General features: G+C 61.6%; 18 protein-coding genes. 8 read left to right on the forward strand and 10 right to left on the reverse strand.

Annotated features, from left to right (window positions below; genetic code table 11):
• Nucleotides 1-11: 11 nt before the first annotated feature.
• Entirely contained in the window at nt 12-404 is a 393-nt protein-coding gene (sdhC, locus tag IFT66_RS13085) for a succinate dehydrogenase, cytochrome b556 subunit (protein WP_062462475.1), read from the reverse strand.
• A 285-nt stretch (nt 405-689) separates the two neighbouring features.
• On the opposite strand from sdhC, the gene IFT66_RS13090 reads away from it, so the two are divergent.
• Nucleotides 690-1,184 (forward strand): hypothetical protein, encoded by a 495-nt coding sequence (locus IFT66_RS13090; RefSeq protein ID WP_192077834.1) that lies wholly within the window; start codon nt 690-692, stop codon nt 1,182-1,184.
• 5 nt (nt 1,185-1,189) lie between these two features.
• Here IFT66_RS13090 and IFT66_RS13095 read toward each other — a convergent pair whose 3' ends face one another.
• The 5 genes from IFT66_RS13095 to tsaD are packed head-to-tail and all read right to left on the reverse strand — an operon-like array spanning nt 1,190 to nt 4,699.
• A complete protein-coding gene (locus IFT66_RS13095) occupies nt 1,190-1,834 on the reverse strand; it encodes a class I SAM-dependent methyltransferase (protein ID WP_192077835.1) in 645 nt (214 codons plus the stop codon).
• A 7-nt stretch (nt 1,835-1,841) separates the two neighbouring features.
• A complete protein-coding gene (locus IFT66_RS13100; protein WP_062462467.1) occupies nt 1,842-2,282 on the reverse strand; it encodes an EVE domain-containing protein in 441 nt (146 codons plus the stop codon).
• Nucleotides 2,283-2,289: 7 nt separating this feature from the next.
• Nucleotides 2,290-2,583, reverse strand: a complete 294-nt coding sequence (locus tag IFT66_RS13105; RefSeq protein WP_062462464.1) for a YciI-like protein — start codon at nt 2,581-2,583, stop codon at nt 2,290-2,292.
• Nucleotides 2,584-2,603: 20 nt separating this feature from the next.
• Entirely contained in the window at nt 2,604-3,605 is a 1,002-nt protein-coding gene (locus tag IFT66_RS13110; RefSeq protein WP_446737887.1) for an NAD(P)H-dependent glycerol-3-phosphate dehydrogenase, read from the reverse strand.
• Complete coding sequence (gene tsaD / locus IFT66_RS13115) at nt 3,602-4,699, reverse strand: tRNA (adenosine(37)-N6)-threonylcarbamoyltransferase complex transferase subunit TsaD (protein ID WP_192077836.1); 1,098 nt, start codon at nt 4,697-4,699, stop codon at nt 3,602-3,604. The genes IFT66_RS13110 and tsaD overlap by 4 nt, the downstream gene beginning before the upstream one ends.
• Nucleotides 4,700-4,765: 66 nt before the next feature.
• Between tsaD and hemC the strand changes: the two genes are divergently transcribed.
• The 6 genes from hemC to IFT66_RS13145 all read left to right on the forward strand — a co-directional run bounded on the left by hemC (nt 4,766) and on the right by IFT66_RS13145 (nt 10,806).
• The gene (hemC, locus tag IFT66_RS13120; RefSeq protein WP_192077837.1) at nt 4,766-5,695 is read left to right on the forward strand and encodes a hydroxymethylbilane synthase; all 930 of its coding nucleotides are present in this window, start codon (nt 4,766-4,768) and stop codon (nt 5,693-5,695) included.
• A 4-nt stretch (nt 5,696-5,699) separates the two neighbouring features.
• Nucleotides 5,700-6,413 carry a uroporphyrinogen-III synthase gene (locus tag IFT66_RS13125; RefSeq protein ID WP_192077838.1) on the forward strand — a complete coding sequence of 238 codons (714 nt, stop codon included), beginning with the start codon at nt 5,700-5,702 and terminating at the stop codon, nt 6,411-6,413.
• An 83-nt stretch (nt 6,414-6,496) separates the two neighbouring features.
• Nucleotides 6,497-7,864 (forward strand): COG4223 family protein, encoded by a 1,368-nt coding sequence (locus IFT66_RS13130; RefSeq protein ID WP_249406432.1) that lies wholly within the window; start codon nt 6,497-6,499, stop codon nt 7,862-7,864.
• A gap of 21 nt (nt 7,865-7,885) precedes the next feature.
• A complete protein-coding gene (locus IFT66_RS13135) occupies nt 7,886-9,511 on the forward strand; it encodes a heme biosynthesis protein HemY (RefSeq protein WP_192077840.1) in 1,626 nt (541 codons plus the stop codon).
• Nucleotides 9,512-9,538: 27 nt separating this feature from the next.
• Nucleotides 9,539-10,033 (forward strand): tellurite resistance TerB family protein, encoded by a 495-nt coding sequence (locus IFT66_RS13140; RefSeq protein ID WP_192077841.1) that lies wholly within the window; start codon nt 9,539-9,541, stop codon nt 10,031-10,033.
• Nucleotides 10,034-10,038: 5 nt separating this feature from the next.
• Nucleotides 10,039-10,806 carry a glutamine amidotransferase gene (locus IFT66_RS13145; protein ID WP_192077842.1) on the forward strand — a complete coding sequence of 256 codons (768 nt, stop codon included), beginning with the start codon at nt 10,039-10,041 and terminating at the stop codon, nt 10,804-10,806.
• Between the two features lies 1 nt (nt 10,807).
• On the opposite strand, the gene IFT66_RS13150 is transcribed toward IFT66_RS13145, so the two are convergent.
• On the reverse strand, nt 10,808-12,043 hold the full coding sequence (locus IFT66_RS13150; RefSeq protein WP_192077843.1) for an MFS transporter: 1,236 nt from the start codon (nt 12,041-12,043) through the stop codon (nt 10,808-10,810).
• Between the two features lie 142 nt (nt 12,044-12,185).
• On the opposite strand from IFT66_RS13150, the gene IFT66_RS13155 reads away from it, so the two are divergent.
• A complete protein-coding gene (locus IFT66_RS13155) occupies nt 12,186-12,479 on the forward strand; it encodes a YggT family protein (RefSeq protein ID WP_062462428.1) in 294 nt (97 codons plus the stop codon).
• A 147-nt stretch (nt 12,480-12,626) separates the two neighbouring features.
• Here IFT66_RS13155 and ppa read toward each other — a convergent pair whose 3' ends face one another.
• The 3 genes from ppa to typA form a co-directional block, all read right to left on the reverse strand.
• A complete protein-coding gene (gene ppa / locus IFT66_RS13160; RefSeq protein WP_062462425.1) occupies nt 12,627-13,160 on the reverse strand; it encodes an inorganic diphosphatase in 534 nt (177 codons plus the stop codon).
• 115 nt (nt 13,161-13,275) lie between these two features.
• On the reverse strand, nt 13,276-13,782 hold the full coding sequence (locus IFT66_RS13165; protein WP_062462422.1) for a GNAT family N-acetyltransferase: 507 nt from the start codon (nt 13,780-13,782) through the stop codon (nt 13,276-13,278).
• 199 nt (nt 13,783-13,981) lie between these two features.
• On the reverse strand, nt 13,982-15,805 hold the full coding sequence (typA, locus tag IFT66_RS13170; RefSeq protein WP_192077844.1) for a translational GTPase TypA: 1,824 nt from the start codon (nt 15,803-15,805) through the stop codon (nt 13,982-13,984).
• Nucleotides 15,806-15,946 lie beyond the last annotated feature (141 nt).

Here is a 15,946-nt window from a genome sequence, read left to right on the forward strand (position 1 = left end):
GAAGCTGTTCCTTAGCGAACGATGAAGCCGACCACCCAGACCAGCACGGTCAGACAGAGCGATGCGATGATGTTTGCGATGGCGAGCTTGGTCGAAAATTCCTTCTCGAAGCCACGGCCCAAGTCCCACATGAAGTGGCGGAAGCCGCCGAGCATGTGGTGGATCAGCGCCCATGTATAGCCGAGAAGAACCAGCTTGCCGGGAATGCTGCCAAGCGCCCAGTTGGCCCAGTCGTAGTAAGCCGGGCCGCTTGCTGCAGCGATCAGCCACCACGCGACAAGGATCGTGCCGAAATACAGAGCGCCACCGGTGATACGGTGAACGATCGACATGACCATTGTGGGGATTGGCTTGTAGATTGAGAGATGCGGCGACAGAGGCCGGTTGTTAGTCACATTCGCCATCAGAACCTCGCGGCGTCGTAATGCGTCAAAGAGCGGGAGCCCTTGGCAATGCACGCTGCCGAGAAAATGTGCATTGCATCATTCGCGTGGTTTAATCTTGGAATTCCCCAACGACAAGAACAATTCTAAACGATCGAGAATTTAATCGATTGTGTTTTTCTCAAGGTCTCGGGTTTGCCAGATCGCGGCACGATATCTGGCAAACCCGAACAATTGGTTTCTTGCCAGAAACCCGCTTTCGCTCCATGTTAATGTTTCGTTAACCTGTGTGTCGCGGAGTTCGTCATGATCAGTCACCGGATCAAGCCCCTTGTCATCGCCGCAGCAGTGCTTGCAGCCTTCGCATCAGTCGCTTCTGCGGCAGATCGCAGGCATCACCATCAGGGCTATGCCGACCGTGGATACGACAGAGGCCATCGCCACCAGTTCGTCGAAAACAATCGCTGGGATCGCCAGGGTGACGGACGACGCAACCGTCCTGCCGAGATCAACCGGATGACCCGTACTTATGCATCGGGTCGCTTTGATCGGGGCTCGTCATCCTTCACGCGCGGGATTGATACCTATGCAGGTTCGATCCAGGCCTACTCGGTCCCTGGCAATGGGACCTATCTTGTGCGCGACGATATCTACTGGCCGCAGCAGGAACGCCGCAGTCTGGCACTCGCCCCGAAAGCCAAGGTGATCGATGTAGCGCAGGAGATGGGCGGCAACGCGGTGGCCTCGAACAAATCCTGCTCGTTTGAAGCCGGCGTCTGCGTCATTCGCGGCGGCCGATAGTCGTCTCAGGCGAACTGCCACACGGTCGTCTTTTTGACCTCGCTGTCTTCAAGTGCCCGGGTGACGGGTACCTGGTAGACGGCCATCTCGGTAAGCCGATCCTTGGGGCAGTAGCTCCTGCCGGGATCACCGACCAGAACGACCTTTCCCGCTTCCGATAACCGGGTAAACCACGGTATCAACAGATCGGCCATGCCGCGATCGTAGAACACGTCGCCGGCGAGCAGCACATCCGCCTCGATCTCTCGCCCGATCAGATCTTGCGACGTGAAGGATATAGAGACGTCGTTCTCTGCAGCGTTGAGCCTTACCGCCGCTTCCGTCCAGGGATCGATATCGGCGGCCAACACATGCGCTGCGTCAGCCTGTTTTGCCGCAATCGCCACCAGCCCGGATCCCGATGCGAAATCCAGCACCCGCTTGCTGGCAACTGTATCGGGATGGTCGAGAATATAGCGGGCGAGCCCCTGCCCGCCGGCCCAGGCAAAGGCCCAGAACGGCGGCGGCAGACCGACTGCCTGCAACTCTTCCTCGGTCTTCAGCCAGAGGTCATGCGCCTCGGTCGCCAGATGAAGCCGGATCTCCGGAACATGCGGCGGCGCGGTCACATCCGTGTTGGCGAGGATGAAGGTCGCAGGGTCGGTTTTCAAGGACGCGTCAGTCCGGTGAACGGGGCGGGTTCTTGACACCACCCAAGCGGCAGATCTCGAGATATTCCTCTTCCGTCACCGGCTGTACGGAAAGCCGCATCGAGGTGACCAGCGCCATCTTTTCGAACTGCGGATTGGCCTTGATGTCCTTCAGCGTGATCGGCTTCGGCACATCCTCGACGGCGCGAATATCGACGCAGTCCCACTTCGGATCGCCCTTGGCCGAGGAATCGGGATGCGACAGCGCGCAGACCTCGACGATGCCGACGATCTCCAGCCCCTCGTTGGAGTGGTAGAAGAACCCCTTGTCGCCAATCTTCATGGCCCGCATGTTGTTGCGGGCCTGATAGTTGCGCACGCCGGTCCATTCCTCGCCAGCTTTTCCCTTGGCCTTCTGCTGCTCCCAAGACCAGACATCCGGTTCGGATTTATAGAGCCAATAGGCCATGGTTATCTCACTCCGCAGGCTTGTTGATCGTCCAGTTCCACGGCTTCACATCGACCGTCTCGAACAGGCCGGCGAGGTAATAGGGATCGGCCTCGGCAAGCGTGCGGGCAGCCGCCATATCGGCGGCTTCAACCACGACCAGGCTGCCATTCGGCTTGCCTTCATCGTCCAGGAAAGGACCGGCAAACTTCAGCGTGCCGTCGGCATTCAGCTTGTTGAGATGTTCGAGATGGACCGGACGGGTTTCCATCCGGACGTTGAGATGGCCGGGCTTGTCGGTGCAGAGGAAGGCAAACAGCATCGTTCTCTCCTTGGGTTGATCTATTCCGTCGTGATCGGGCGGGTCATCAGGCGTTCCATCGCGTCAGCCACGCCAAGCCGTCCGTCGATGATCGCGGCAACGGCCTCCGTCACCGGCAGATCGACGGAGTGGGTCTGCGCGAGCTGGGCAGCGACCGACGCGGCAAAGGCGCCTTCGACCAGCGGTCCGCTGGACGCCGATGCCGGCTGCCCCTGCCCGAGCGAAATGCCGAAGCGCAGATTGCGGGACTGGTGGCTGGTACCGGTAAGCACCAGATCGCCGAGACCGGACAGGCCCCGCACCGTATCCGCCTTGCCGCCCATCGCCTCGACCAGACGCGACATTTCCGCAAGTCCGCGCGAAATGAGCGCGGCACGGGCCGAATCACCAAGGCCTGCGCCCTCGACGATGCCGCAGGCAATCGCCAGCACGTTCTTCATCGCGCCGCCGAGCTGCACGCCGATCCGGTCGGACGAGGCGTAAAGCCGGAAGGTGCGGCTGGACAGCACGGTCGCCAGACGCTCAGCGAGCAGTTGGTCCTCCGCCGCAAGCGCCATCGCCGTCGGAAGCCCGCGCGCCATGTCGAATGCAAAACCGGGGCCGGAGAGAACCGCGATCGCGTGGCTCGGAAGCGATGCCTCCAGAACGTCCGTCAGCAAAAGCCCTGACACGCGGTCTATGCCTTTGGCACAGGTAACGACCGCCGCATCCTTTGCGAGATACGGACCGTAATACCGCGCCGCATCGCTCTGCGCCTGCGAAGGCATGGCAAACAGCACAATGCTCGCATCCGAGATGGCGTCGGGTTCAGCGGAGAATTCGAGCGCATCCGGCAACGTCACGCCGGGAAGTGCCGCGTCATGCACACGGTCGTTTCTGAGATCGGCCATCAGGCCGGTATTGCGGCCGATCAGCGTTACCGGGTGACGACCTTCGAGCGCGATGACGGCTGCGAGTGCCGTACCGAAGGCCCCGGCCCCGATCACGACGATCCGTTCTTGCGGCATCTCTGCCCCGTTCATGCCTTGGCACCCCGTTTGCCGGAGCCAAGCAGCGTCTGCGCATTGGCATCCAGCGGCCAGCGCGAGCGCGGCGCGACATCCATGCCGTCGAACGGCATGTCTTCGGCCAGCCGTTCAAGCCCTGCCCAGGCAATCATCGCTGCATTGTCGGTGCACAGCTTCATCGGCGGCGCGATAAAGCGAAATCCGTGTTCGATGCAGAGCGCCTGCAGCGTTCGGCGTATCTCCTGGTTGGCGGCAACGCCGCCGGCAACCACCAGCGCAGGACCGACATCCAGATGGCCGAATTCCTTGGCAAACCGCGCAAGTCCACGCCCGATCCGGTCGCGCAGCGTTCGCGAGATCGCCTTCTGGAACGAGGCGCAGATATCGGCGATATCCTGCTCGGACAGCGGCGCGATCTCGGTCGCAGCCTGACGCACGGCGGTCTTGAGACCGGAGAACGAGAAGTCCAGCCGGGCTTCGCCGACCAGCGGCCGCGGCAATTGAAAACGATCGGGATCGCCCGTCAGCGCCGCCTTCTCGACGGCGGGACCGCCCGGGTATGGCAGGCCGAGCAGCTTTGCCGTCTTGTCGAAGGCTTCGCCCAGAGCGTCGTCGATCGTGGTGCCCCAGCGCTCATAATCGCCGACGCCACGCACCAGAACCAGCTGCGTATGCCCGCCGGAGACCAGCAGCATCAGATAGGGGAACGACAATCCGTCCGTCAGCCGCGCCGTCAGCGCATGGCCTTCGAGATGGTTGATCGCCATCAGCGGCTTGCCGGTGGCGCGCGCAATCGCCTTCGCCGTCATCAGTCCGACGATCAATCCGCCGATCAGTCCGGGGCCGGAGGTCGCCGCCACCGCATCAATCTCATTGAGCGAGACGCCAGCGCGCGAAAGCGCCTCCTCGATCAGGCCGTCCAGCGCCTCCACATGGGCGCGCGCCGCAATCTCGGGCACGACGCCGCCATAGGCGCTGTGCTCGTCGAGTTGCGAGAAGACGACATCGGACAGGATTTCGCCACGACCGTCCTCGTGGCGCACGACGATTGCGGCCGCGGTTTCGTCGCAGCTTGTTTCAATGCCGAGGATGCGAAGAAATGCCGCCATGACCTATCGTTGATTGAAGAGGAAAACAGGTTTACGAGGGCTTCCGGTAACAATGGAATGACGCGGATGCAAACAAAACCTTTCCGGATAGGAACGCGGGGCAGCCCGCTGGCGCTCGCCCAGGCGGCCGAAACCCGTGCACGGTTGATGGCAGCCCATGACCTTCCCGAGGAAATGTTCGAAATTGTCGTCCTGTCCACGACCGGCGACCGCATCACCGACCGGGCGCTGAGCGAGATCGGCGGCAAGGGCATGTTCACGCTGGAGCTCGAAGAAAAGCTCTCCTCGGGAGATCTCGACTTCGCGGTGCATTCCTCCAAGGACATGCCGACCAAGCTTCCGGAAGACCTTTACATCTCCGCCTACCTGCCCCGCGAGGATATCCGCGACGCTGTCATCGGCCGCACGGCGCCGAGCCTCAAGGCTCTGCCTGACGGTGCGACCGTCGGAACCGCATCGCTTCGGCGTCAGGCGCTGGTGCGCCGTCTTCGCCCCGATATCCAGGTTGCGATTTTTCGCGGATCGGTCGGCACGCGCCTGCGCAAGCTCAACGAAGGCCATGTGGATGCAACGCTTTTGGCCTATGCCGGGCTGAAGCGGCTGGCCCGCGAGGAAGTTGCGACCGAACTCCTCGACCCCGTCGATTTTCCGCCAGCCCCTGCACAGGGCGCGATCTGCCTCGAGAGCCGCATTGGCGACACGGCCATCGATGACCTGCTGAAAGCAGTCAACGACTGTCCCACCTATGACGCGGTCAGTTGCGAGCGCGCATTTCTGGCAGCCCTCGATGGCTCATGTCGGACACCGATCGGCGGGTACGCGATCTGCGACGGAGATCACCTGAAATTTTCAGGCCTGATCCTGACGCCGGACGGATCGACCGAACATGCGGTCGACATCAGCGGCCGACGGGCGGATGCTGAAACGCTTGGTCGCCAGGCCGGAGAAACCGTCCGCGCCGCTGCCGGACCGGGCTTCTTCGAAGGCTGGGTCTGACGCCATGCGGGTCATCGTTACCCGCCCTGACCATTCCGCCCGGCGAACCGCAGCACGGCTCGAAACCCTCGGCCATCAGCCTGTCTTCCTGCCGCTCACTCGCGTTGAGCATAACCTGGAGATCGCCCGAGAAGCGCTGTCCGAACCCCATTCCGCGCTTGTCGTGACCAGCGCCGAAGCCGTTCGCGCGCTTGGCGAACTTGGACATGAAATCCGCCCTCGCCTGTCCACGCAGATATACGCCGTCGGCGAAGCGACCGGCGAGGCAGCACGCACCCTCGGCTTTACCGATATCCGCTGCGGCGATGGCACCGGGCATGATCTGGTGGAGAGGATCGCCCAGGATGTCGGCGAAACATTCAGTCTCCTCTATCTTGCCGGCAATCCGCGTTCGCCGGATTTGGAGGACGGGTTACACGCCCGCGACATCGCCTGCAAATCGATCGAGATCTACCGGATGGTCAAGGTCGGCTACCGGACCGAGATAATCGAACCGCTTCTGACCCGCCCGGCGGCCGACGCAGTCCTTCTCTATTCGCGCCACAACGCCGCGCTGTTCTTCGAACTCGTGCAGCCGTTTGCAGCCTCGATCGAACATTTGCAGGTCATCTGCCTCAGCAAAAACGTCGCTACCGCGGTGCCTGAAAAATTTCATCCTGCTATCTTCGTCGCTGAAACACCCGACGAAGACGCACTTTTCGCGTTTCTTTCACCATAGTGCCAAGCCAAATTCTCTCGCTCCCCTTTCCTTACCCTGCCCCACCAACTACTTTCCCTGAGCAGATGCGAAAAGAGGTCGAGATGGTAACGGAAAAACCACCCCGCCGATCGATGGCGGAGAAAGAACCGGTCACGATCGACCTGACGGCCGATGGCGCTGGCGTGGTGGCCGAGCCCGTGCGCAGCAATGACAGCGACATCCCGGAAACCGCTTCGGAAAAAGTCGAAGCTTCTGAGACGACGGATGCCATCCCGCTGGCCGGCGAGCCGGTGACATCGACCGTGCCTGAAGAGAGCGACACGTCCCATGTGATCGGCGAGCCGGATAGCTCCCATGGGCGAGACGAGCCAGGTGTGACGGGAACAGCCGATCCGGTTGTGACCGAGCCGGACGCACCGATTGCGACAGACGCTGCTCGTGACGCTGCCCCCTCGCCGACCGAGGAATTCACCCCGTCGCCCACGCCCGGTTTTGACGAACCTGCCGCTAAGCATGAAACCTTTGACAAGGCATCGGACGCCCAGCCAGCCACCCGCTCCGGTGGGACCTCGGCGTCCACGCTGATTGCTGCCGGCATTTTCGGCGGCATCGTCGCGCTTCTGCTGGCGGGCAGCATGCAGTATGCCGGTTATCTTCCATCATCGACCCCCGCAGCATCCGGCTCGACCGAACTGTCGGACGAAATCGAAGCTCTTCGCCAGGATATCCAGACGCTGCGCAGCCAGCCGGCGTCTCCCGATACGGAACTCGCAAGCCGCGTTCAGGCGCTGGAAAGTTCTGTCGCGCAGAATTCCGGCGGTCCGACCGAAGAAAGCTTGAATGCCCTCCAGCAGCAGCTGGCAGATACCAAGGCTGCGGCAGCCACGCAGACGGCCGAGCTTTCCCGTCGGCTGGAAGCGGCCGAGGCCCAGATCAACGATCGCGGCCCGGAACAGCAGGTTGCCCGCGCCGTCGCTGCTGCCGGATTGAAGGCCGCCATCGATCGTGGCGGCTCGTTCGAGGCAGAGCTTCAGGCCTATACGAACATTGCCGGCGACGATCCCGCGATCGCCGAGCTCAAGACATTCGCCGCAGACGGTGCACCTTCGCGTGAACAGCTGCAGAGCGAGTTTCCGGCCGTCGCCGATGCGATCATCCAGGCGTCGGTGCCAGCGGATCCGAACCAGGGCATTGCCAGCCGGCTTCTGTCTTCCGCCATGTCGGTGGTCAAGGTTCGCCGTGTCGGTGATGTCGAGGGCGAGACGGTCGACGCGATCGTCTCCCGCATTGAGGACCGGTTGCGCAACGGCGACCTTCAGGCCGCCGCCCAGCAGTGGGATACGCTGCCGGAAGCCGCAAAATCCGCATCCGCCGAGTTCAAGCGCAAGCTCGACGCTCGGGTACAGGTCGAAAATCTCGTGAGCGGAACTCTTTCGCGCGCGCTTGCTGGCACGAAATCAGGCTCTTAAGGCTGAAGAAGAAAGAAACGGATGATCATCAGGCTCTTCATTTTTCTTCTCGTGGTTCTGGGCCTCGGCTGGGGCTTTTCCTGGATTGCGGATCGCCCAGGGCTGATTTCCATCACCTGGCAGGACCATCTGATCGAAACCAGCATCATGGTGGCCGCCACCATGGTCGTGGCGCTGATTGCGGCTGTCATGATCGTCTGGTGGATCATCGGCGTCATCTGGACATCGCCGCTGTCGGTGCGGCGCTATTTCCGCACCCGCAAGCGTGACCGCGGCTATCAGGCGCTCTCGACCGGCCTGATTGCGGCCGGCGCCGGCAACGCGGTTCTCGCCCGCAAGATGAGCATCCGCACGCGCGGCCTGCTCAGCGCCGATCAGGAACCGCTCATTCACCTTTTGGAAGCCCAGGCAGCCCTGATCGAAGGCCGCCATGCGGACGCACGTGCGAAGTTCGAACAGATGGCCGAAGATCCGGAGACCCGGGAACTCGGCCTGCGCGGCCTTTACATGGAAGCACGCCGCCTCGGCGCCAACGAGGCTGCCCGTCAGTATGCCGAAAAGGCCGTCGAGAATGCGCCCTACCTGCCCTGGGCAGCCCAGGCGACGCTCGAATCGCGCAGCCAGTCCGGCCGGTGGGACGATGCCATCCATCTTCTCGATCAGCAGCGGGCGGCAAGCGTGCTCGAACGCGGCGAAGCCGATCGGCTGAAGGCTGTGCTTCTGACCGCCAAGGCAAGCGAACGCCTGGAAGGCGACCCGAACGGCGCGCGTGAAGATGCAAAAGCCGCCCTGAAGCTCGCCAAGGGCCTCGTCCCGGCCGCAATCATCGCCGCCAAATCCTATCTGCGCGAAGACAATGTCCGCAAGGCAGCAGGCATCCTCGAAAGTGTCTGGAAGCTCGAACCGCATCCAGATGTCGGCCGGACCTATGTCCGCGCCCGCAGCGGCGACAGCACGCTCGATCGCCTGAAGCGCGCCGAGAAACTCGAAGCGCTTCGTCCCAACAACATCGAATCGCTTCTGGTCGTTGCCCAGGCTGCCCTCGATGCGCAGCAGTTCCCCAAGGCGCGCGCAAAGGCGGAAGCCGCAGCCCGCATGCAGTCGCGTGAGGCGGCCTATCTTCTGCTGGCTGACATCGAGGAAGCGGATACCGGCGATCAGGGCCGCGTCCGTCACTGGATGGCGCAGGCGCTGCGCGCCGGCCGTGACCCTGCCTGGGTTGCCGACGGCATCGTGTCGGAGAAGTGGCTGCCGCTTTCGCCGGTCACGGGGCGCCTCGATGCATTCGAGTGGAAAGTTCCGTTCGGCCAGATCGAAGGCCCCGTCGAAGACGGCACACTTGCGGCCGACCAGGCGATCGCAACGCTTCCGGCAATCACGGTTCGCGAAGAGGTTACGCCGCCTGTCGAGACGCCGGAAAATCGCAGCACTGATCAGGTTGTTGCGGACGCACAGCCCGTTGTGGTGCCGCAGGAGGACTTAGCTGTTGCAGCAAAAACACCTAAGCCCATGAATGTGACAGCGGAACAGCCTCCGGAGGCAGAAAAGCAGGACGAGCCCGTTCCCTTTTTCGGCCGTCCGCCCGATGATCCCGGTGTCAAGGACGCAAACGCCGAGAAGTCTCCAACGAGGCTCCGGCTCTATTAGAAAAACCGGAGAAGGCCAAAACCACCTATGCTCGATCGCATCCAGGCCTTCCTCCACACGCTGACCGCCCCGCACCATACGGATGAATTTGCGCCGGATGACCCGCGCGTGGCTTTCGTTGCGCTCTGTTTCCAGGTCATGGAAGCCGATGGCAACATGTCCGTAGAAGAGCAGCAGAAATTCCGCGACCTGATGCGCGATCGTTACGATCTGAGCCCTGAAGGGTTGCAGTCGCTTATCGAGGCGGGCCGGCAGGCTGGAAGCGAAGCTGTCGACTATTACCGGTTCACCTCCGATCTCAGAAAACATCTGGTCGACGAAGAAGACCGCATCGAGCTGCTCGGTATCCTCTGGGATATCGTCTACGCGGACGGGCAGCGCAGCGAGATCGAGGATCATGTGATCTGGCGTATCGCCGATCTCCTGGGCGTTTCCGCCCGAGACCGGGTTCTACAGCGGCAGGAAGCGGCCGCACGCACCTCGGCTCATCTGGTTGGAGGCGAAGCGGAAGAACAGGTGTGAGCGCGATGAGTACGCCTTCCCGCCCCTCCGCCAAACTCCCCATCCTCGCGATCCTTCACCAGGAAACCTCCTCCGCCGGCCGTGTCGGCCAGATGCTGGTCGAAAAGGGCTTTGCGCTGGATATCCGCAGGCCAGCACTCGGCGATCCCCTTCCCGATACGATGTCCGCCCATGCTGGCGCCGTCGTGTTCGGTGGTCCGATGAGCGCCAACGACCCGGAGCCGTTCATCAAGACGGAGATCGACTGGATCGACGTGCCGCTGAAGGAGAACAAGCCCTATCTCGGCATCTGCCTCGGTGCCCAGATGCTGGTGCGCAATCTCGGCGGCCGCGTCGGGCCGCAAAAGGGCGAGGTGACGGAGATCGGCTGGTACCCGCTGCGCGCCACGGAGCATGGCCGGCTTCTGATGCACTGGCCCAAAATGGTCTACCACTTCCACCGCGAAGGCTTCGACCTGCCGCGGGGCGCAAAGCTTCTGGCGGAAGGCGACGCCTATCCGCATCAGGCGATCCGCTACGGCGAGAATGCCTGGGGCGTGCAGTTCCATGCGGAACTCACGCGCGCCATGATGCATCGCTGGGTGGTGCACGGCGCCGAACGTTTTAGCATGCCGAATGCGCAGCAGGGAAACCAGCATCTCGAGGGACGGATGATCTTCGACCACGCGTTGAAGGACTGGCTGTGGACCTTCCTCGACATCGTCTTCGACCGGCCAGCCGCCGAGGCAAGCCGACCGGCCGTGCCAGCCTACCCCGCACCGATCAACGGATAACTCAGCGCTGCGGCGCTTCCAGATTGTCGATCTTGCGCAGCTTCGGAAAGCCGAGCGACCAGATGACGGCGACCGCCAGCGTGCCGATGCCGCCGATGACGACGGCAGGGACCGCGCCGATCGCGTGCGCCATGGTGCCGGCCCGGAACTCGCCCAGCTCGTTCGATGCGCCGACGAACACCATGTTGACGGCGTTCACACGGCCGCGAACCTCGTCCGGTGTCCAGAGCGCGATCAGCGTCTCGCGGACATAGACCGAGATCATGTCAGCCGCACCCATCAGCATCAAGGCCGCAATCGAGATCCACGGGGTGGCCGAGAGGCCGAAGATGAGCGTTCCGAGACCGAACAGCGCCACGCCGATGAACATCGCCGTACCCGCATGGTGCCGGATCGGATGGATGGCAAGCCAGACCGCAACGCCGATCGCGCCGATGCCGGGCGCTGCGCGCAGCAGGCCGAGGCCCCAGGGGCCAAGCTCCAGCACGTCGCGGGCAAAGATCGGCATCAGCGCCACGGCGCCGCCGAGCAGCACCGCAAACAGATCGAGCGAGATCGCGCCGAGCACGATCTTCTCGCCGGCGATGAAGCGGAAACCGGCCAGCATCTCATCCCAGCTGACTTTCGAGGCAGGAGTGCGCTGCGCCGGCTTGGGGATCATAAACACGAGGATGGCGGCAACCGTCATCAGAAAACAGGCGACCGAATAGGCCGCAATCGAGCTGGCGCCGTAGAGTAGCCCGCCGAACACCGGCCCGAGGATCGATGCCGTCTGCCAGGACGACGAGTTCCAGGCGATGGCGTTGGGGAGGTCTTCTTCCGGCACGAGGTTGGGTCCCAACGACTGCACCGCCGGCCCCATGAAGGCGCGCTCGATGCCGAACACGACGAGGATCGAAAATACGAGCCACGGCGTGAACGAGTCGGTGATGGTGAGCGCCAAAAGCGCCGCCGAACAAAGCCCGCCCACGACCATGCAGATCGCCATGATCATGCGTCGGTTGTAGCGATCGGCGACCGAACCCGTCACCAGGATCAAAAGCAGCGACGGCAGAAACTGGAAAAGCCCAATCAGACCGAGATAGAGCGGATTGCGCGTCTCGTCATACATCTGCCAGCCGACCGACACGCTGACAATCTGGATCGCGAAGGCTGCGAAGAACCGGCTGAGAAAGAAACGCGTATAAGCTGCGTGACGAAAGGCGGCGAAGCGATCACCCGATGTGGGTATGGACATGGAACCTGTACTTTCAGCGAAGCCGGAAACCCACGATATGCACACGCCGCCGTTAAACATCCTGCGACGCGGGCCATAGACGGCACTTGCCCGTTAGTTCGCCAATGTCTACATGTCTGTCAACAAAGAAATGGAGACGTGAATGCTCGCCCTGTTTCAGACCATTGACTTGGCCTTGAACCTTTACACCTGGATCCTGATCGCCAGCGCCATCTTTTCATGGCTCTTCGCCTTCAACGTGATCAATTCGAGCAACCAGTTTGTCGATGCGATCGGCCGGTTTCTCTTCAATGTCACCGAGCCCGTCCTCGCGCCGATCCGCCGGGTCATGCCGAACCTCGGTGGTATCGACATTTCGCCCATCATCGTGCTTCTGATCATCTTCTTCATTCGCTCGCTGATGTGGACCTCGATCTATCCTGCTCTCGCAGGCTGAAGCCAAAGACTTTCAGCACGGACACGGTCGGCCCGCGCTGGGAAATTTCCCGCGCGGGCCGTTTTTGTTTTGGGCTTACGAGCGGAAACAAAAAATCCCCCGGCTCGAGACGAACCGGAGGATTTTGGAAGCGGTCAGCGGTAAAGATTACTTCTGAGCGTTGAAGCGTTCGATCGCCGCGACGATCATTTTCTTGGCGACGTCAACGTCCTTCCAGCCTTCGATCTTCACCCACTTGCCGGGCTCCAGATCCTTGTAATGCGTGAAGAAGTGCTCGATCTGCTTCAGCGTGATCTCTGGCATATCGGTGTAGTTCTTGATCTTGTCGTAGCGCTGGGTCAGCTTCGGAACCGGCACGGCAATGATCTTCTCGTCCTTGCCTCCGTCGTCTTCCATCACCATCACGCCGATCGGGCGGACATTGATGACGCAACCGGGTACCAGCGGGCGGGTGTTGCAGATCAGAACGTCGATCGGATCACCATCCTCGGACAGCGTATGCGGCACGAAGCCGTAATTGCCTGGATAGGTCATCGGTGTGTACAGGAAACGGTCGACGATCAGCGCGCCGGCTTCCTTGTCCATCTCGTACTTGATGGGCTGGCCGCCGACAGGTACTTCAACGATTACGTTGACGTCTTCAGGCGGATTCTTGCCAACAGAAATTGCATCGATGCGCATAGTCTTCCCCGATGAGGTTTACGAACTTGTGAACCGTCGATAGCGGGAATTGGCTGGCAAGGCAACACAGGTTTGCCGCCAAGGTTAAGTCGTGGCGCACCTTTCCGCCCCGAAGTCAGTGCCAGACGAAACCAATCTTCTTCAGGGACTTTCCGTCGAAGTCCTCCATGCCCTCTGCCAAATCCGCCCCGCCATGGGATCGCAGAAAGCGGACGGCATGCTCGCTGTCTTCCAGGCACCAGACGACCAAGCCCTTGCAGCCAAGCGATTTCAAAAGCCTGCGGCTTTCGCCGAACAGGCGGCGGCCAAGGCCGACGCCCTGATATTCCGGGCGCAGGTAAATCTCGTAGATCTCGCCGTCATAGGGAAGCGCACGGGCGCGGTTGAGGCCGATCGTCGCATAACCCGCGATAACGCCACCGATATCCAGAACCAGAAGCGTCGCCGGCCCGCGGACGGCCTTGCGCCACCACCCCTCGCCGCGGCGCTCCAGCATCTGGATCAGCGGCTTGTGCGGAATGAGGCCGGCATAGGCTTGCGACCATGCCTGGCGGTGCACCTCGGAGATAGCCGGGGCGTCTTGCGGCTCCGCACGCCTGACATCGATCGATAACGTTTTCATAACGCGATTCTAGGTCCTGCCATGGGCTCTCCGCCATTCCCGAGACCCGGGTAAAGTGGATTGCCCACAAGCTTCTCATGTGGACGATGGCAAGGAGGTTAACGCATTTTTTACCTTCGCCACAAGCGTGGCCCAGACCAAGCCACAAAAAAACCCCGGCATTTCTGCCGGGGTCTTGGATGGTCTCAGAAGCGCGATGTTAGAGAGCGGCCTTGGACTTGTCGAAGCGCTTGCGGTCGTTTGCGTCAAGATAGATCTTGCGCAGGCGGATCGACTTCGGCGTGACTTCCATCAGTTCGTCGTCCTGGATCCAGGACAGCGCGCGGTCGAGCGTCATGCGGATCGGCGGCGTCAGGCGAACAGCTTCGTCCTTGCCGGCCGAGCGGATGTTGGTCAGCTGCTTGCCCTTAAGAACGTTGACTTCGAGGTCGTTGTCGCGGGTATGGATGCCGATGATCATACCGGCATAAACCTTTTCGCCTGGCTCGATGATCATCGGGCCACGGTCTTCCAGGTTGAACATCGCGTAGGCGACGGCTTCACCGGACTGGTTCGACAGGAGAACACCGTTGACGCGACCGACGATCGCACCCTTGTAAGGCTGATAGTCGTGGAACAGGCGGTTCATGATCGCCGTGCCGCGCGTGTCGGTCAGAAGTTCCGACTGGTAACCGATCAGGCCGCGGGTCGGCGCGTAGAATACCAGGCGAACGCGGCTGCCGCCGGACGGACGAAGCTCGACCATCTCGGCCTTGCGCTCGGACATCTTCTGCACGACGATACCGGAATGCTCTTCGTCGACGTCGATCACGACTTCTTCGATCGGCTCCAGCGTCTGGCCGGTTGCTTCGTCCTTGTGCATGACGACGCGCGGACGCGAAACGGCAAGCTCGAAGCCTTCGCGACGCATGGTCTCGATCAGAACGGCAAGCTGCAATTCGCCGCGGCCGGACACGAAGAACGAATCCTTGCCGTCAGACTCTTCGATCTTCAGCGCAACGTTGCCTTCGGCTTCCTTGAACAGGCGGTCACGAATGACGCGGCTGGTGACCTTGTCGCCTTCGGTGCCAGCAAGCGGGCTGTCGTTGACGAGGAATGACATGGTAACGGTCGGCGGATCGATCGGCTGAGCCGTCATCGCTTCGGTAACCGAAGGATCGCAGAACGTGTCAGCAACCGTACCCTTGGAAAGGCCAGCGATGGCGACGATGTCACCTGCATGGGCTTCTTCGATGGCGGTGCGCTCGATACCGCGGAATGCGAGGATCTTGGAGATACGGCCCGTTTCAACGGTCTTGCCGTCCTGCGCCAGAACCTTGACGGCCTGGTTCGGCTTGATCGAGCCGGATGCGATGCGGCCGGTGATGAGACGACCGAGGAAGGGGTTGGCTTCGAGAAGCGTACCGATCATGCGGAACGGGCCTTCGCCGACATTCGGCTCCGGAACGTGCTTCAGGACCAGATCGAGCAGTGGTGCAAGACCTTCATCCTTCGGACCTTCTGGGTTGACGTTCATCCAGCCATCACGACCCGAACCGTAGAGGATCGGGAAGTCGAGCTGCTCGTCGGTGGCGTCGAGGTTCGCGAAGAGGTCGAAGACTTCGTTGATGACTTCTTCGTGGCGACCGTCCGGACGGTCGATCTTGTTGATCGCGACGATCGGGCGAAGACCAACCTTCAGCGCCTTGCCGACCACGAACTTGGTCTGCGGCATCGGGCCTTCCGAGCTGTCGACCAGAACGATGGCGCCATCCACCATCGACAGGATGCGCTCGACTTCGCCACCGAAGTCGGCGTGGCCGGGAGTGTCGACGATGTTGATGCGAACACCCTTCCACTCGACCGAAGTTGCCTTGGCGAGAATGGTGATGCCGCGTTCTTTTTCGAGGTCGTTCGAATCCATCATGCGCTCGACGGTGCGCTGATTGTCGCGGAACGAGCCGGACTGCTTCAGAAGTTCATCAACAAGGGTCGTTTTGCCGTGGTCGACGTGCGCGATAATCGCGATATTCCGCATAGCCATTTTTAGATCTCGGATGTTTCGGGGCGCAGATCGACGGACCGCACCTATTTCGTTGGCGCGCTCATACCCTGTTTTTCGCAAATGCGAAAGGGGGCGAGCGCGATCTGCGATCAACGCCCGCTCTTCATCTTTTAAAGATAA

It is taken from the genome of Rhizobium sp. CFBP 13726 (genome assembly GCF_014841925.1).
GTDB classification, from domain to species: Bacteria; Pseudomonadota; Alphaproteobacteria; order Rhizobiales; family Rhizobiaceae; genus Neorhizobium; species Neorhizobium soli.

Bases quoted from the DNA above. Each gene is read 5' to 3' on its own strand.
- sdhC (WP_062462475.1), bottom strand. From the start codon at position 404: ATGGCGAATGTGACTAACAACCGGCCTCTGTCGCCGCATCTCTCAATC.
- IFT66_RS13090 (WP_192077834.1), top strand. From the start codon at position 690: ATGATCAGTCACCGGATCAAGCCCCTTGTCATCGCCGCAGCAGTGCTT.
- IFT66_RS13100 (WP_062462467.1), bottom strand. From the start codon at position 2,282: ATGGCCTATTGGCTCTATAAATCCGAACCGGATGTCTGGTCTTGGGAG.
- IFT66_RS13105 (WP_062462464.1), bottom strand. From the start codon at position 2,583: ATGCTGTTTGCCTTCCTCTGCACCGACAAGCCCGGCCATCTCAACGTC.
- IFT66_RS13110 (WP_446737887.1), bottom strand. From the start codon at position 3,605: ATGAACGGGGCAGAGATGCCGCAAGAACGGATCGTCGTGATCGGGGCC.
- tsaD (WP_192077836.1), bottom strand. From the start codon at position 4,699: ATGGCGGCATTTCTTCGCATCCTCGGCATTGAAACAAGCTGCGACGAA.
- hemC (WP_192077837.1), top strand. From the start codon at position 4,766: ATGCAAACAAAACCTTTCCGGATAGGAACGCGGGGCAGCCCGCTGGCG.
- IFT66_RS13125 (WP_192077838.1), top strand. From the start codon at position 5,700: ATGCGGGTCATCGTTACCCGCCCTGACCATTCCGCCCGGCGAACCGCA.
- IFT66_RS13130 (WP_249406432.1), top strand. From the start codon at position 6,497: ATGGTAACGGAAAAACCACCCCGCCGATCGATGGCGGAGAAAGAACCG.
- IFT66_RS13135 (WP_192077840.1), top strand. From the start codon at position 7,886: ATGATCATCAGGCTCTTCATTTTTCTTCTCGTGGTTCTGGGCCTCGGC.
- IFT66_RS13140 (WP_192077841.1), top strand. From the start codon at position 9,539: ATGCTCGATCGCATCCAGGCCTTCCTCCACACGCTGACCGCCCCGCAC.
- IFT66_RS13145 (WP_192077842.1), top strand. From the start codon at position 10,039: ATGAGTACGCCTTCCCGCCCCTCCGCCAAACTCCCCATCCTCGCGATC.
- IFT66_RS13150 (WP_192077843.1), bottom strand. From the start codon at position 12,043: ATGTCCATACCCACATCGGGTGATCGCTTCGCCGCCTTTCGTCACGCA.
- IFT66_RS13155 (WP_062462428.1), top strand. From the start codon at position 12,186: ATGCTCGCCCTGTTTCAGACCATTGACTTGGCCTTGAACCTTTACACC.
- ppa (WP_062462425.1), bottom strand. From the start codon at position 13,160: ATGCGCATCGATGCAATTTCTGTTGGCAAGAATCCGCCTGAAGACGTC.
- IFT66_RS13165 (WP_062462422.1), bottom strand. From the start codon at position 13,782: ATGAAAACGTTATCGATCGATGTCAGGCGTGCGGAGCCGCAAGACGCC.
- typA (WP_192077844.1), bottom strand. From the start codon at position 15,805: ATGGCTATGCGGAATATCGCGATTATCGCGCACGTCGACCACGGCAAA.